Annotated in this window: 15 protein-coding genes; 4 read left to right on the plus strand and 11 right to left on the minus strand. The window is 59.4% G+C overall.

The features are described 5' to 3' along the window. Positions 1 to 82: 82 nt before the first annotated feature. The 6 genes from pyk to GSF27_RS06940 all read right to left on the minus strand — a co-directional run bounded on the left by pyk (position 83) and on the right by GSF27_RS06940 (position 4,706). Entirely contained in the window at positions 83 to 1,501 is a 1,419-nt protein-coding gene (gene pyk, locus GSF27_RS06915; RefSeq protein WP_160967018.1) for a pyruvate kinase, read from the minus strand. A 90-nt stretch (positions 1,502 to 1,591) separates the two neighbouring features. Then, positions 1,592 to 1,900 carry a lipid asymmetry maintenance protein MlaB gene (locus GSF27_RS06920; RefSeq protein ID WP_160967020.1) on the minus strand — a complete coding sequence of 103 codons (309 nt, stop codon included), beginning with the start codon at positions 1,898 to 1,900 and terminating at the stop codon, positions 1,592 to 1,594. Next, complete coding sequence (locus tag GSF27_RS06925; protein WP_160967022.1) at positions 1,900 to 2,634, minus strand: phospholipid-binding protein MlaC; 735 nt, start codon at positions 2,632 to 2,634, stop codon at positions 1,900 to 1,902. Before GSF27_RS06925 ends, GSF27_RS06920 begins: the two co-directional genes overlap by 1 nt. Then, positions 2,634 to 3,098 (minus strand): outer membrane lipid asymmetry maintenance protein MlaD, encoded by a 465-nt coding sequence (mlaD, locus tag GSF27_RS06930; RefSeq protein WP_160967024.1) that lies wholly within the window; start codon positions 3,096 to 3,098, stop codon positions 2,634 to 2,636. Before mlaD ends, GSF27_RS06925 begins: the two co-directional genes overlap by 1 nt. After that, positions 3,099 to 3,881: a lipid asymmetry maintenance ABC transporter permease subunit MlaE gene (mlaE, locus tag GSF27_RS06935; protein WP_160967026.1), complete on the minus strand. Its 783-nt coding sequence runs from the start codon at positions 3,879 to 3,881 to the stop codon at positions 3,099 to 3,101. Next, complete coding sequence (locus tag GSF27_RS06940; RefSeq protein ID WP_160967028.1) at positions 3,882 to 4,706, minus strand: ATP-binding cassette domain-containing protein; 825 nt, start codon at positions 4,704 to 4,706, stop codon at positions 3,882 to 3,884. Between the two features lie 310 nt (positions 4,707 to 5,016). On the opposite strand from GSF27_RS06940, the gene GSF27_RS06945 reads away from it, so the two are divergent. After that, positions 5,017 to 5,214 carry a DUF2892 domain-containing protein gene (locus GSF27_RS06945; RefSeq protein ID WP_237457358.1) on the plus strand — a complete coding sequence of 66 codons (198 nt, stop codon included), beginning with the start codon at positions 5,017 to 5,019 and terminating at the stop codon, positions 5,212 to 5,214. Positions 5,215 to 5,315: 101 nt separating this feature from the next. Here the strand turns inward: GSF27_RS06945 and GSF27_RS06950 are convergent, their stop codons facing one another. From GSF27_RS06950 to cobA, 5 genes are all read right to left on the minus strand, one after another. Further along, on the minus strand, positions 5,316 to 5,768 hold the full coding sequence (locus tag GSF27_RS06950) for a DUF2721 domain-containing protein (protein ID WP_160967030.1): 453 nt from the start codon (positions 5,766 to 5,768) through the stop codon (positions 5,316 to 5,318). Positions 5,769 to 6,300: 532 nt separating this feature from the next. Beyond that, positions 6,301 to 7,020, minus strand: coding sequence for a hypothetical protein (locus GSF27_RS06955; protein WP_160967032.1), 720 nt, complete (start codon positions 7,018 to 7,020; stop codon positions 6,301 to 6,303). Between the two features lie 88 nt (positions 7,021 to 7,108). After that, a complete protein-coding gene (gene nirD, locus GSF27_RS06960; RefSeq protein WP_160967034.1) occupies positions 7,109 to 7,438 on the minus strand; it encodes a nitrite reductase small subunit NirD in 330 nt (109 codons plus the stop codon). Positions 7,439 to 7,569: 131 nt separating this feature from the next. After that, positions 7,570 to 10,104, minus strand: coding sequence for a nitrite reductase large subunit NirB (nirB, locus tag GSF27_RS06965; RefSeq protein WP_160967036.1), 2,535 nt, complete (start codon positions 10,102 to 10,104; stop codon positions 7,570 to 7,572). A gap of 17 nt (positions 10,105 to 10,121) precedes the next feature. Further along, positions 10,122 to 10,952: a uroporphyrinogen-III C-methyltransferase gene (gene cobA / locus GSF27_RS06970; RefSeq protein WP_202410280.1), complete on the minus strand. Its 831-nt coding sequence runs from the start codon at positions 10,950 to 10,952 to the stop codon at positions 10,122 to 10,124. Positions 10,953 to 11,507: 555 nt separating this feature from the next. On the opposite strand from cobA, the gene GSF27_RS18085 reads away from it, so the two are divergent. From GSF27_RS18085 to mobB, 3 genes are all read left to right on the plus strand, one after another. After that, entirely contained in the window at positions 11,508 to 14,192 is a 2,685-nt protein-coding gene (locus GSF27_RS18085; RefSeq protein ID WP_160967040.1) for a nitrate reductase, read from the plus strand. A 178-nt stretch (positions 14,193 to 14,370) separates the two neighbouring features. Then, on the plus strand, positions 14,371 to 15,357 hold the full coding sequence (moaA, locus tag GSF27_RS06980; protein WP_160967042.1) for a GTP 3',8-cyclase MoaA: 987 nt from the start codon (positions 14,371 to 14,373) through the stop codon (positions 15,355 to 15,357). A 34-nt stretch (positions 15,358 to 15,391) separates the two neighbouring features. Then, entirely contained in the window at positions 15,392 to 15,934 is a 543-nt protein-coding gene (mobB, locus tag GSF27_RS06985) for a molybdopterin-guanine dinucleotide biosynthesis protein B (RefSeq protein WP_370462574.1), read from the plus strand. Position 15,935 lies beyond the last annotated feature (1 nt).

Genomic DNA, 15,935 nt, shown 5'->3' on the forward strand with positions numbered 1-15,935 from the left:
CGGCTGCAAGGCCGGGCGACGTGTTCAGTTCGAAGCGGTTTCCGTGTGGTTGCGGAAACCGCTGGTCAACGCACCGAATCTCTCACTCGGTATCGTGGCACAGCTCCCGCACCTGGATGGCATCCACCCCGCTGCCGGATACCCCCAGCGCATCAGAGATCACCACCACTTGATCCCCCTCATGAAATCCCGACTGCTCCAGCAGCGACGCGAAGGCCTTGCTGAGGGTTTTTTCCGGGTCGCGACTGAAGGAGAGCTTGTGGGCGTAAACATTGCGGTTCAGCGCCAGCTGCCGGCGGGTACGGCCATCGTTGGTAAAGGCGTGAATACTCGGTGTCACCGGGTGACAGTTGGTGACATAGTTGGCCATGCGCCCGCGACGGGTAATCACCACAATGGCCTTCACCCCCAGTGAATCGGCCAAATGCACCGCACTGGCAGCCAGATTCTGTTTGGGGTGGTTTTTAAGCAGCCCGTCGGTAAAACGCAGACCGCGATGGCGCTCGATACTGGCGGCGATCCGGGCCATATTCTCCACGCACTTGACCGGGTACTTGCCCACGGTGGTCTCACCGGAGAGCATCACCGCATCCGCCTCTTCATAGACCGCGTTGGCCACATCGGTCACTTCGGCGCGGGTGGGCATGGGGTTGTCGATCATCGACTCCAGCAGGTGAGTGGCAACAATCACCCGCTTGCCCTGCATGGCGCACTTGCGCACGATGCGGCGCTGGATATTGGGCAACTCCCAGAAATCCACCTCCACACCCAGGTCGCCGCGCGCCACCATAATGCCATCGGCCTTGTCGATGATGTCATCGATATTGCGCACACCCTCCTGGTCCTCGATCTTGGCGATCACCTTGACCTTGTCGCACTTGCTGCCCAGCAGTTCATGCAACTGCTCGATATCCTGGGCCTCACGCACAAACGACAGGGCGATATAGTCCACGTCCATCTCCAGCCCGAAGGCGATGTCGGCGCGATCCTTTTCAGTAATCGCCGGCAGGTTCACCCGGATGCCCGGCAGGTTCACGTGACGCTTGCTCTTCAGCACGCCGCCATCCACCACCTTGCAGCGCATGACACGGTGATCCTTCTCCAGGATCTCCAGGTTGATCAGGCCGTTGTCCACGGTCAGCTTGTCGCCCACCTGCATGTCTTCAATGAGGTTTTCGTAGTTGACCATCAAGGAGTGCTCTTCCACATCCTCGGCACCACGTGCCACCACGGAGATAACATCACCCTGCTTCAGGTCGAGGCTGCTGTCGCGCTCACCGGTGCGAATTTCCGGCCCCTGGGTATCCAGCAGGATCGCCACCGGGTAATTGAGGCGGGTGTTGAGGGTCTGGATGCGCTTGATAACTTCGGCGTGCGCCTCATGGCTGCCGTGGGACATGTTGAGACGGGCCACATTCATGCCCGCCTGCGCCAGCTTCTCCAGCATCTCGTAACTTTCGGTTGCCGGTCCGATGGTGCAGATAATTTTGGTTTTGCGCATCCGTTGGTCTCCAGTTTACTGCCTTGCGGAAGTGCATCTTACTGCAAGCAGAGAAGGAATGGGCAGGCAATCTGACGGCGTTGTTGCAGTTTACCCGGCGGCAGGTACCAGATCCTGCAGCCCGCCCAGATCCATCAGGGATCGCAGGCGTTCAGGCAACGCACTGACCCGCACCTGCTTATCAACGTCTGCAGCCGTTCGCAGCCAGCTCAACAACAGGGTAGTGGCTGCACTGTTACAGGAAGTGATACGGGAGAAGTCCAGCTGGCAGCTGGGCGGCGCTTGCTGTCGCAACCAGTCGTTGCCGGCGTGCAGCAGAGCTACCACAGAATGGAAATCCACCACCCCCTGCACGTAGAGTGTGTCACCACCAAATTCAAGGCTGGCAACAGCGTTCATCAACCCCCCTGCCCTGCACTGTCCTGCTGCGGAGACTTACTGCCCGACTTGCTGCGGGCAGCCTGACCCATCAGGGACTGCCAGTTATCCACCACATAATCGACGTCGCCGCCGTTACGCTCTACGGCGTCGGCAAACTGGGAGCGATAGGTCGCCCCCATATTGACCCCTTCCACCACCACATTGTAGATCTGCCATTCGCCACCCTTGTTGCGGTAAGCGCTGTATTGCACCACGTAGGCGTTGCCCTCTTTGGTATAGATGGTCTGCTGCACCCTGGCCTTGCCGGTACTGATATCATCGCCCGGCACCAGCACCACATCGATACGCTCCCCCTCAAAGGTGAGCAGCACATCGGCGTAGGTCTCAATCAGCACCCGCTCCATGGTATCGGCGAAACGACTCACCCGTGCCTTGAACGCCTCCCGCTCCGCATCGCTGCCGAGGGATTTGTAGACCCGGGCGCTGGCGTAGGTGGCCATCACACCGCGGGCAAAATATTCCGTGTCGATCACCGGGTGCAGCACACCGGACACTTCATGGTAGTAACGGGGTTTGTCTGCCGGGGCGTAACTGCGGGCATCACGCGCCAACTGCAACAGCGACTCGGTGGCCTGCTGCACCATCGCCACCGGATCCTTGCGATCGATATCCGCGGCGCGGGCAACCGTCGCCAGGCAGAGAAGCAACAACGGTGCGGCCAGAAGCCGTTTCCAGCAATGGTGTGCCATCATTATTTCTCCCCTCCCATGGTTGTTAACATCTTGCCCACCAGGTCCTCCAGTACCAGCGCCGACTGGGTATCGGTAATGGCACCACCGTCTTCCAGCACATCCGGCGCCCCGCCCACGGCAATACTGACATACTGCTCACCCAGTACGCCGGCGGTTTTGATGGCGGCGATACTGTCACTGGTGAGGTAGTCGACGTCATTATCAATCGCCATCACCACTTCTGCCCGCACACTCAGTGGGTCGAGGCGAATCGCCGTCACCTGCCCCACCGTCACCCCGGCGATACTCACCTTGGCGCGCGGCGTAAGGCCTCCGACGTTATTGAATTTGGCGGTCACCTGATAGGTATCACGGGCCGCGGATTTCACGCTCAGGCCACTCACCTGGATGGCGAGAAAGGCCAGCGCCACCATCCCCAGCAGGATAAAGGCTCCCACCACGATCTCAATTTTGCGCGAGTACATTCACTTTACTCCGAACATGACTGCTGTGAGCAGAAAATCCATGGCCAGCACCGCCAGGGAGGAATAGACCACCGTGCGGGTGGTGGCAGTGCTGATCCCCTCCGAGGTGGGCACGGCATCGTACCCCTGGAACACCGCGATCCAGGTCACCACGATGCCAAACACCACTGCCTTGATGGCGCCGTTGAGTACGTCCTCACGAAACTCAACCGTATTCTGCATATTGGACCAGAAGGAACCGGCATCCACACCCAGCCAGCTCACACCCACGGCCACCGCGCCCCAGATGGCCACCATGTTAAAAACCTGCGCCAGAATGGGCATGGAGATAATGCCCGCCCACAGGCGCGGCCGGATGACCCGTTTCAGGGGGTCGACACCGATCATCTCCATGGCCGCCAATTGATCGGTCGCCTTCATCAGGCCGATCTCGGCAGTCACCGCCGAACCCGCGCGCCCCACAAACAGCAAAGCTGCCACCACCGGTCCCATCTCCCGCAGCAGGGTCAGGGACACGAACTGCCCCAGGGCCGCTTCGGCGCCAAACCGAACCAATACGGTGTAGCCCTGCAGTGCCAGCACCATGCCTATCAGCACACCGGACACCGCAATGATGATGAGCGAGTAGACACCGACAAAATAGAGTTGGCGCAACAGCAATCCCGGACCGGCGCGCAGGTCAGGCCAGCCCCAGAGTGCCTGCCAGAAGAGTATGCCCGCCCGACCAAAGCCGGAGGCCACATCCATACCCTGGCGGCCGAGGCGCTGCAGGTAATCCAGCATTCAGCGCCCTCCTTCCTGTTGCAAACTCCCGCGCAGATGCAGGTCCTGATGGTAATCCATGGCCGGATAGTGGAAAGGCACAGGACCGTCCGGCAGTCCCTGCAGAAACTGGCGCACGTGCTCGTTATCACTGTTGATGACGGTTTCCGGTTCGCCATGGCCAATCACCCGGCCGTCTGCCAGTACATACATGTAATCGGAGATAGAGAGCGTCTCCTTGATATCGTGGGAGACGATAATGCAGGTGCAACCCATGGTCTGGTTGATGCGCCGGATCAGGTGCTGCAGCAGGCCGACAAAGATCGGGTCCTGGCCGGTAAAAGGCTCGTCGTACATGATCAGGTCAGGGTCGAGGACAATGGCCCGGGCCAGCGCTGCCCGCCGAGCCATGCCGCCGGAGAGCTCAGCCGGCATCAGATCCCGCGCGCCGCGCAAGCCGACGGCATGCAGCTTCATCAACACCAGATCCCGGATCATGCTCTCCGGCAGATTGGTGTGCACCCGTAACGGGAAGGCGACGTTTTCAAATACGGAAAGATCGGTAAACAGGGCGCCGGTCTGAAACATCATGCCCATGCGGCGCCGCTGGCGGAACAGCTCACCCCGCTCGAGCCTGCTGATCTCGGCCCCCCCCACCCGGATAGTACCGGACGAGGGCCGCAACTGGCTGCTTATCAGGCGCAGGAGGGTAGTTTTGCCACAGCCACTGGGGCCCATAATGGCGGTTACCTTGCCCCTGGGAATGGCGACATCAACACCTTCGAGGATTTTACGGGGGCCGTGACTGAAGTGCAGATCGTTAATTTCTATCCAGTTTTCTGACATGTAACTCCTGTTGAGCCATCGGCTGGCCTCCGGGAGGAGGAGAGCACACTGCGCACAGCGGTAGCATTGGACAGCACACCGACGACACGGTTTCCATCCGCGCAGCAGTCTTCAGAACTGGCCTCAATACTAAAGAGACATTGCCTGCCAATGCAATCACCATCCGGCACACCGGGCAGCACCACTACCAGACAGCTTAGATTATCCCGGCCACACCCGTACCCGAGCTGATGTAAATCAATGGTCACAGCGCACAACCACCTTACACTGTTGTATACGCCGCCCTGCCCGGGCATCCACCGAGGAACAGATGATGAAAGCCAACGAAGGAACCGCCGACCGGATTATTCGTGTGATTGCAGGCCTGGCCCTGCTCAGCCTGACCGTAGCCGGCCCGCAAAGCCTGTGGGGATTGGTGGGACTGGTGCCACTGATTACAGGGGTGGTGGGATTTTGCCCCCTCTACAAGTTGGTGGGCCTGAACACCTGCCCCCTGAACAAGTCCTGAGTCAGGGTAATCAGCGTCCGTCACGCCGACAACGGCAGAGGGGCGCCCAGATCAGGCCGGCAAGAGCTGCAGTGCGGCCCCGGATCTCGCATCCGGGAAATTCAGCTGCGGCGCTCCCGGTGCTGGCGCAAGGTGCGGATCGCCAGATGAGTCTCTTTCAGGAACAGTACCAGCGCCACAATCAGTGACATCATCGCCAGCACAAAAAAGAGCACAATGCCGGCGCGGATATTGATTCCCCAGTAACCACCCACAAACAGGGTCGTTACCAGCAGGCAGATCAGCAGGCCCGACAGGATACAGAAGCCGATGGACCAGTTGTTCAACCCCATGCGGCGCTGCAGTAACTTCAGCTCCGCCTCGGCGCGCTCCGCCATCTTCTCTTCGAGGCAGGCATCCAACCGCTCTTCCAGTACCCGAGACCGATCCACGATACGCCCCAGACGGCCTGTCATCACGTTGAGGAAACCCGCAATACCCGCCAGCAGGAATACCGGCGCTACCGCCAGCTGGATAATGTGAGAAAGGTCGGGGATGCTCAATACTGAAGCCATGAGGCGCTAACTCCGCAGATTCCGGGACCGCAAGGTTAGCATTCGGCAGTGGCGAGTGACAGCAATGCATACAGCCATCGTCATTGCGAGCACAGCGAAGCAATCCATCTCCGCACTTTGGCCTGCACCAAGGTGCCAGGCATGGATCGCCGCGGCGCAAAAGACACGCCTCGCGATGACGGAGTAAGGAGTGAGTGGCGAGTGGCGAGTGGCGAGTGGCAGCAATGCATACAGCCATCGTCATTGCGAGCACAGCGAAGCAATCCATCTCCGCACTTTGGCCTGCTCCAAGGTGCCAGGCATGGATCGCCGCGGCGCAAAAGACACGCCTCGCGATGACGGAGTAAGGAGTGAGTGGCGAGTGGCAGCAATGCATACAGCAATCCTCATTGCGAGCACAGCGAAGCAATCCATCTCCGCACTTTGGCCTGCTCCAAGGTGCCAGGCATGGATCGCCGCGGCGCAAAAGACACGCCTCGCGATGGCGGGGTAAGGAGTGAGTGGCGAGTGGCAGCAATGCATACAGCAATCCTCATTGCGAGCACAGCGAAGCAATCCATCTCCGTACTTTGGCCTGCTCCAAGGTGCCAGGCATGGATCGCCGCGGCGCAAAAAACACGCCTCGCGATGACGGGGTAAGGAGTGAGTGGTGAGTGGTGAGTGGTGAGTGGTGAGTGGTGAGTGGTGAGTGGTGAGTGGTGAGTGGTGAGTGGTGAGTGGTGAGTGGTGAGTGGTGAGTGGTGAGTGGTGAGTGGTGAGTGGTGAGTGGTGAGTGGTGAGTGGTGAGTGGTGAGTGGTGAGTGGTGAGTGGTGAGTGGTGAGTGGTGAGTGGTGAGTGGTGAGTGGTGAGTGGTGAGTGGTGAGTGGTGAGTGGTGAGTGGTGAGTGGTGAGTGGTGAGTGGTGAGTGGTGAGTGGTGAGTGGTGAGTGGTGAGTGGTGAGTGGTGAGTGGTGAGTGGTGAGTGGTGAGTGGTGAGTGGTGAGTGGTGAGTGGTGAGTGGTGAGTGGTGAGTGGTGAGTGGTGAGTGGTGAGTGGTGAGTGGTGAGTGGTGAGTGGTGAGTGGTGAGTGGTGAGTGGTGAGTGGTGAGTGGTGAGTGGTGAGTGGTGAGTGGTGAGTGGTGAGTGGTGAGTGGTGAGTGGTGAGTGGTGAGTGGTGAGTGGTGAGTGGTGAGTGGTGAGTGGTGAGTGGTGAGTGGTGAGTGGTGAGTGGTGAGTGGTGAGTCAGTAATGGGCTCCCGGGTGTGTTGTGCAACTATTTTCTGACGATGCCCACCCTGGCAAAAAAAAAGGGGCGCAAAGGCGCCCCAAAGTGCAGAGAACAACTTAAATGCTCGATCAGGTCAAGCGGCCTGCATCTGAACCTCACCCTCGTGCAGACGCACCGGGTAAGTCTTCAGCTTATGCTCGGTATCCTCCAGACACTCACCGGTCTCGAGATTGAAATGTTGCTTGTACAGAGGTGACGCCACCACGGTGGCCTCGCCAATTGAACCCATAATGCCTCGGCTCAGCACATTGGCTTCGCCTATAGGGTCATAGTTGGAAACCGCAAACAGCTTGCGGGTTTTGCCGCAGTAAAAAACAGCCACCTGCTCACCACCCAGCAGCGCGCAGAGGCCAGTGTTGGGGGTCAGGTCACTTTCACTGCACACAGTAATCCAGTCGCTCATGTGTTAGCTCCGTTCACTTGCGGATGACCCACCCGGGCCCGGTCCGCGATGAAGGGGCAGCTCACTGCCCCGTTCAGGTTATTTGTTTAGGTTCAGGTAATTGCTTCAATGGTTTCCGGGGACAAGCCGGCTCAGTCCACCAGCTCCACCAGTTGCACCCGCTCCTCTTTGGTAGCCGGACGACGCTGACCGCGCTCCAGCACATAGGCCAGACTGTTGTCCGCCTCATCGGAGTTGATGAAGTGCTTGAAGCGCTTGAGACGCTCAGGGTTCTCAACGGTGGTCTTCCACTCGCACTGGTAGTTGGCAATATTGGCGGCCATATCGGCTTCCAGTTCTTCAGCAATACCCAGCTTGTCGTTGATGATCACGTCACGCAGGTACTCCAGGCCACCTTCCAGGTTTTCCAGCCACACCGAGGTACGCTGCAGGCGATCGGCGGTACGCACATAGAACATCAGGAAGCGATCCACATACTTGATCAGGGTTTCGCGATCCAGGTCGGAAGCAAACAGGTCAGCGTGACGTGGACGCATACCGCCGTTACCGCAGACGTAGAGGTTCCAGCCGTTTTCGGTGGCGATGACACCCACATCCTTACACTGCGCCTCGGCACACTCACGGGTACAACCGGACACCGCAAACTTGAGTTTGTGCGGCGAACGCAGGCCCTTGTAGCGGTCTTCGATATCGATGGCGAAACCGACGCTGTCGTCGACGCCGTAGCGGCACCAGGTGCTACCCACACAGGATTTCACGGTACGCACAGACTTGCCGTAGGCGTGACCGGTTTCGAAACCGGCATCCACCAGACGCTTCCAGATCAGCGGCAGCTCGTGCAACTGGGCACCGAAAAGGTCGATACGCTGGCCACCGGTGATCTTGGTGTAGAGGTTGTACTCCTTCGCCACCTCGCCCAGTACGATCAGTTTTTCCGGCGTAATCTCGCCACCAGCCACACGCGGTACGATGGAGTAGGTACCATCTTTCTGCATGTTACCGAGGAAGATATCGTTGGTGTCCTGCAGACCGATGTGCTCATCTTTCAGCACATAGTCGTTCCAGAAAGACGCCAGGATAGAGCCCACGGCAGGCTTACAGATTTCGCATCCCAGGCCGTGACCGTGGCTTTCCAGCAGCTCGTCAAAGGTTTTGATTTGCTTCACGCGAACGATATCGGCCAGCTCCTTGCGGGAGTAGGCGAAGTGCTCACAGATATCGTTCTTCACTTCGTAACCGAGGCTGGCCAGTTCGGCATCCATCACCTGCTTGGCCAGCGCCGCACAACCACCACAACCGGTGGAAGCCTTGGTGGCAGACTTGATGCCGCCCATGTCGGTACAACCGGCGGCGACGGCGGCCTTGATATCAGCCTTGGTGACGTCGTAGCAGGAGCAGATCTGGGCGCTGTCCGGCAACGCGTCCACACCCAGGCCCACGGAGGCGGAATCTCCGGTGGACGGCAGGATAAGGGCCGCCGGATTCTCGGGCAGGGCCATGTCGTTAAGCATCATCTGCAGCAGGTTGCCGTAGGCGTCGACATCACCCACCAGTACCGCACCCACGACGCGGGTGCCGTCTTCGGAGATGATCAAACGCTTGTAGACCTGCTCAATCTCGTCGTTGTAGGTGTAGGACTGGGCACCGGGGGTATTACCATGGGCATCGCCAATGCTGGCCACGTCCACACCCATCAGCTTCAGCTTGGTGCTCATGTCGGCACCCTGGAACAGCTCATCACCGCCGGTGATCTGCGATACCGCCACCTTGGCCATGGTGTAGCCGGGAGCCACCAGACCAAAGATACGACCGCCCCAGAGGGCGCACTCGCCAATGGCGTAGATGTCCTTGTCGTTGGTCTGGCAGTTATCGTTCACAACGATACCGCCACGCTCACCCACTTCCAGTTCAAACTTGCGCGCCAGCTCATCCTGCGGACGGATACCGGCGGAGAAGAGGATCATGTCGGTTTCCAGGTGGCTGCCATCGGCAAAATTCATGCGATAGCGACACTCTTTACCAACCACAATTTCAGTGGTGGCCTTCTCGGTGTGTACCTTCACACCCAGATCTTCAATCTTGCGACGCAGCAGCTTGCCGCCGCCTTCGTCCAGCTGCACGGCCATCAGGCGCGGCGCGAATTCCACCACGTGGGTTTCCAGCCCCAGGTTCTTGATGGCATTGGCCGCTTCCAGGCCCAGCAGGCCTCCACCCACAACCACACCCACCTTGCTCTCTTTGGCAGAGGCCTTGATCATGCCCAGATCGTCGATGGTGCGGTACACCAGGCAATGCTCTTTGTCGTTACCGGGAATCGGCGGCACGAACGGGAAGGAACCGGTAGCCAGCACCAGCTTGTCGTAGGGCTCCTTGCGACCGCTTTCGGTGACCACTACCTTGGCAGCGCGATCAATCTCTACCACCTTGTCACTGAGAACAAAGTTCACGCCGTTGTCGCGATAGTACTCGCGATCGGTCAACGCCAGATCGGCTGCTGTGGCGCCACTGAAGTAGCTGCTCAGCTGCACCCGATCATAGGCCAGACGTGACTCTTCGGAGAAAGTCACAATTTCATACTGATCGGCCTTTTCGTGGTTTATCAGGTTATCGATAAACTTGTGACCAACCATGCCGTTTCCAACGACTACGACGCGCTGCTTACTCATAACTCGTCCTCTGCAAATCAAGCTGTCAATTTTTGAATTTCGGTTGAAGCTGCGGGGTAACCTGTGTCGCCCTGGAACCAGTCCAGCTGGTCCGCCAGGCGGGTCACATCCCCCACCACAATCAGGGCTGGCGACTGCACTTCGTGCCTGGCCACCAGCTCCTCAAGCTCCTGCAAACTGCCGCGAATCACGCGCTGCTCAGGACAGCAGCCGCGCTCGATCAGCGCTGCAGGGGTGTTGTTATTCATGCCGGCAGCAATCAGCTCGCTGCTGATCATGCCGGCGCGGCTCAGGCCCATATAGAACACCAGGGTGTGCTGCAGGCCAGCCAGGGATTGCCAGTTCACATCCAGCGACTTTTCGCCGTGAGCCGTCACCAGGGTGCAGCCCTGGGAGATGCCGCGGTGAGTCAGCGGGATACCGGCGTAGCTGGTGCAGCCGGCAGCTGCGGTAATACCGGGAACCAGTTCCACTTCTATGCCAGCCTGCTTCAGACGCAGCATCTCTTCACCGCCGCGACCAAAGACGAACGGGTCACCACCCTTAATGCGACAGACCTTCAGTCCCTGGCGAGCCTTTTCCACCAACAACTCATTAAGCAGCTCCTGGGGAATGGAGTGGGCGTCCTTGATCTTGCCGACGTACAGGGCTCTGGTTGCGGCCGGGAACAGCGCGCGAATCTCTTCGCTCACAAGGTTGTCAAACAAAATCAGGTCCGCCTGCTGAATGACACGGAGGGCCTTTACCGTCAGCAGATCCGGGTCGCCCGGACCGGCACCCACCAGCCACACCTTGCCCACGGCGTGCGCGGCGGAGGCTGGCAGTTTTACGATTTCTGGGCTTGGCATACTCATTCGCTCTCTGCGGTTGAGCCCTGCTGGCAGCGGCTCCGGAGGAAGTTCCGGGAAGCCTGTGCACCGGCAGGGCCGATCAATTGCGTTCACGGACAGTAGAGCAAGGAGGATGCCAATCCTCCAAACTGGTGCATAAAAAATATTTTATTCTTGAAAATCAGACAGTTAAAAAACCAGAGGCCCTGAGCGGCATTTCTCCTTTGCACCGGGAAATGCCAAAACTGCACCATAAAAACGATTCAATTTGGTGCGATATGCACCACAAGTGAACCTAATTCGGAGCACGATTACTCAAATGACAAAATTTAAATGCCTAGACAATTTAATAAAACGCACCATAAAAGATCACAAAAACAGGGCATCTGTACAAATAGCGATCAAAAACAGGGGCTTAGGCGCCACAATCAAGGCCCTCCCCTCCAGAAGCCGCCAACCAGCCATAAACAACAGAAGTTGGCTCGCTTATTGCTCAAACTGGGTATTGCTGCCCAGAGCAGCCACTAATTAAACAGAACAGCTCAGAGATTGAATTTTTAACGGAGTCCAACTGTGTCAACGTCAGCCTGGATAAAAAGTACCTGCGCCTACTGCGGAGTCGGCTGTGGTATCGAAGCGCGCCCCGCGGCCAATGGTCTGCTGGAAATTCGCGGCGATCAGGAACACCCCGCCAACTTTGGTCGCCTCTGCTCCAAAGGCATGGCCCTGGGAGAAACCGTAATCCCCGACGGTCGCCTGCTGCACCCGTCTATAAAGGGTGCCCGTACCGACTGGGCCACCGCCCTGGACCACGTTGCCAAAAGCTTCCTCGACACCATGGAGAAATACGGTCCGGATTCCGTGGCCTTTTATGTCTCCGGCCAGATCCTCACCGAGGATTACTACGTCGCCAATAAACTGATGAAAGGCTTTATTGGCTCAGGCAACATCGACACCAACTCACGCCTGTGCATGTCCTCCAGCGTTGCCGGCCACAAGCGCGCTTTCGGCACCGACACCGTGCCCGGCTGCTACAGCGATATGGAGCAGGCGGACATGCTGGTCATCACCGGCTCCAACCTGGCCTGGTGCCACCCGGTGCTCTATCAGCGGATCAAGGCCGCCAAGCTGCAGCGCCCGCAATTGAAGGTGGTGGTAATCGATCCTCGCCGCACGGATACCTGCGAGATTGCCGACCTGCACCTGGCCATCCAGCCTGGCACCGATGTCGCCCTGTTCAACGGCCTGCTCAGCTACCTCGCCAACCACCAGAAGGTGGACGAGGAGTATGTGTCCAAATACACCGACGGCTTTAACGGTGCGCTGATGTGTGCCATGGATGATGGCAGCGACCTTGAACAGCTGGCCGGTGTTCTCGGCTGCGACCAGGAAGCGCTGAAGCAGTTCTACAGCTGGTTCGCCCACACTGACAAGGTCATGACCCTCTACTCCCAGGGAGTGAACCAATCCACTTCCGGGGCCGACAAGGTCAACAGCATTATCAACTGCCACCTGGCCACCGGCCGTATCGGCAAGCCTGGCTGTGGGCCGTTTTCCGTTACCGGCCAGCCCAACGCCATGGGCGGGCGCGAGGTGGGCGGGCTGTCCAACACCCTCGCCTGCCACATGGAGTTCGACAACCCTGAACACCAGCGCCTGATCAGCCGCTTCTGGAATACCGACCGCCTGACACCCAAACCGGGACTGAAAGCCGTCGATATGTTCGATGCCATTGATCGCGGCGACATCAAGGCGGTGTGGATCATGGCCACCAACCCGGTGGTAAGCCTGCCGGATGCAGACAAGATCCGCCGCGCACTGCAAAACTGCCCGCTGGTAGTGGTCTCAGACTGTATTGCCGATACCGACACCACCCGCTGTGCCGATGTGTTGCTGCCAGCCCAGGGCTGGAGTGAGAAGTCCGGCACCGTCACCAACTCCGAGCGTCGTATCTCACGCCAGCGCCGTCTGCTCCCCACTCCCGGCGAAGGCAAGCCCGACTGGTGGATCATGTGTGAAGTCGCCAAACGCATGGGCTTTGGCGAGGCGTTTAACTACCTGCACGAAGGTGAAGTATTTGACGAGTACGCCCGCATGACCGGGCTCGACAATCGTGACAGCCGCCAGCGCCCCAAGCGTGACCTGGACCTGACCGGACTGGTAGGGATGACGGGCAGCGAGTACAACCAGCTCGCCCCCCAACAGTGGCCGGTGACCCGCCGCGACACAGGCATTGAACACAAGCGCCTGTTTGGCGACGGCCGTTTTTTCACCCCCAGCGGCAAAGCCCACTTTGTGGCCGTACGCCACCGCGCACCCGCCTCGGCCATCAGCAAGCAGTACCCCCTGAGCCTCAACAGCGGCCGCATCCGCGATCAGTGGCACACCATGACCCGCACCGGTTTGTCGGCGCGACTGGGGGCCCACCTGCCGGAACCCTATGTCACCGTTAACCCCGCCGACGCTCATACCTATGGGCTGCAGAACGGGCGCATCGCCACCCTGCGCAACGAGTGGGGCGAAGCCTGCATCCGGGTCGATGTGTCGGAAAAGGTGAACCGTGGCCAGCTGTTTATGCCCATCCACTGGACCGGGGTGATGTCCAGCGCCGGAAGGGTCTGCTCACTGGTGAGCCCGGATACCGATGCAGTCTCAGGCCAGCCGGAGTTTAAATTCACCCCGGTAGCCATTGCCGCCTGGCAGTACCGCAGCGAAGCCCTGCTGCTGACACCGGTGGTGCTGGACACCAGCGCCCTGGACTACTGGGTACGCCAGAAAGTGAAGGGCGGCTACCTGTACCGCATTGCCAGCCAGCAGAGCCCGGAAGTACTGCAGGCCAGCCTGCAACCCTGGTGCGAGAATCTGGGCCAGGGCCGCCAGCTCAACTTCAGCAGCCCCGCTCACGGCCAGTTCCGCTGTGCCGTTATCCACCAGTCACGCCTGCAGGCCGGTTACCTGATCGCGCCCAACCTGCAGGACCAGGACTTTGAATGGGTTCAAAACCTGCTGGATGAGCAAGTGGATGAACATGTGGAACGCTCCATCCTCACCGGTGTGGCCGAGGGGCGTCTGGCACAGGGCAAACTGGTATGCGCCTGCAAGCGAGTGGGGAAAACCACCATTTGTAACGCCATCCGCGAGCAAGGCCTGGACAGCGTCAGTGGCATCAGTGAAACCACCCTCGCCGGCACCGGTTGCGGCTCCTGCGTGCCGGAATTGCAGCAGATCCTGGATGAAGAACTGGCGTATCAGGTGTAACCAGAGGACGCTTCTCTACAGGTGATCCCGCCCCCCTCCTGTAGCGAAGCGTCCTGAATCCTGTAGCAACGCGTCCTGTAGCGCAGCGTCCTGAACCCTGTAGCGGAGCGTCCTGTAGCGCAGCGCCCTGAATCCTGTAGCGTAGCGCCCAGCCCCCTCCTTAAGGCACAATAGCCCCATGCACCTGACAGATGGCTTCGGCCGCCAAATTACCTACCTGCGCCTGTCGGTCACTGACCGCTGTGACTTCCGCTGTGTCTACTGTATGGCGGAGGAGATGCAGTTCCTGCCCCGTGCGCAGGTATTAACGCTGGAAGAGAGCGCCGCCATCTGCCGGGCTTTTGTGGCACTGGGCGTCAAACGCATTCGCCTCACCGGTGGTGAACCCCTGGTGCGGCGGGGCATTGAGAACCTGCTGCCGCAGCTGGGTAATCTCGACGGCCTGCAGGAATTGACCCTTACCACCAACGGCTCCCAGCTGCGCAAGTTCGCGCCGGCACTGGTAGCCGCAGGAGTGAGGCGCATCAATGTTAGCCTCGACAGCCTGGATGCCGACCAATTCCGCGAGCTGACCCGCGTCGGCGACCTGCATCAGGTGCTGGACGGCATTCAGGCAGCCCGCGACGCCGGGATTGAGAGAATCAAGCTCAACGCGGTGATCCTGCGCCAGCGCAACCTCCCGCAAGTTCTGCCGCTGGTGGATTTTGCCCTGCAGCAGGGTCTGGATATCAGCTTTATCGAAGAGATGCCCCTTGGCCAGGTCACCGAGCACCAGCGCCATGAAGAGCTCTGCACCAGCGCCGAACTGCGACAACTGATTTCCCGACATCACGAAATTCACCCCAGCGACTATCGCACCGGCGGCCCATCCCGTTACTGGCAGATCACCGGCAGCGACAGCCGGATTGGCTTTATCTCCCCCCACAGCGATAACTTCTGCGGCAGCTGTAACCGGGTGCGGGTAACCGCCGAGGGCAAACTGCTGCTGTGCCTGGGCAATGAAAACGCTGTCGACCTGAAAGCCGTCATCCGCGCCCACCCGGGTGACGATGAGCGGCTGCAACAGACCATCGTGAATGCCCTGAGCCACAAGCCGGAACGACACCACTTCTACCAGGACGACAGCCCCCAGATCGTGCGTTTCATGAACGCTACCGGTGGTTGAGAACCGATACAACCACAGCAGAGTGAGCCAGCCCGTGATCACCCCCTTTCCCCTCCCCGGCCCCGTTTTCGGCATTACCGGCTGGAAAAACAGCGGCAAAACCACCCTGGTGGCCGAGCTGGTGAGCTGGTTCACCGAGCGTGGCTTCAAGGTCGCCACCATCAAGCACGCCCACTGCGACGTTGAGTTTGATCGCCCGGGCAGCGACAGCTTTCGCCACAAGCAAGCCGGCGCGCAACAAGTCCTGCTCTCCTCCAGCAAGCGCTGGGCGCTGATGACAGAAGTGGAAGGGCCTGAACTGGAGCTCGATGACCTGCTGGTGCAGCTGGATCCGGCCGACCTGATTCTGGTAGAGGGTTTCAAGCGCGGCCCCCATCGCAAGCTGCAGGTGGTGCGCCTGGACCACAACCCCCGGCCGCTGGATGATGAGGCAGAGCACCTGGTAGCCATCGCCAGTGATGTGCCTGTTAACCCCGCCGACTATCGCTGCGAAGGCCCCTGGTTGCCACTTAATCATGTGGACACCATTGCCCGCTTTATCGCCCGTAAATGCGGCCTGCAACTGACCGATGAATAAC

The organism is Pseudomaricurvus sp. HS19, assembly GCF_009857815.1.
GTDB lineage: Bacteria > Pseudomonadota > Gammaproteobacteria > Pseudomonadales > Cellvibrionaceae > Pseudomaricurvus.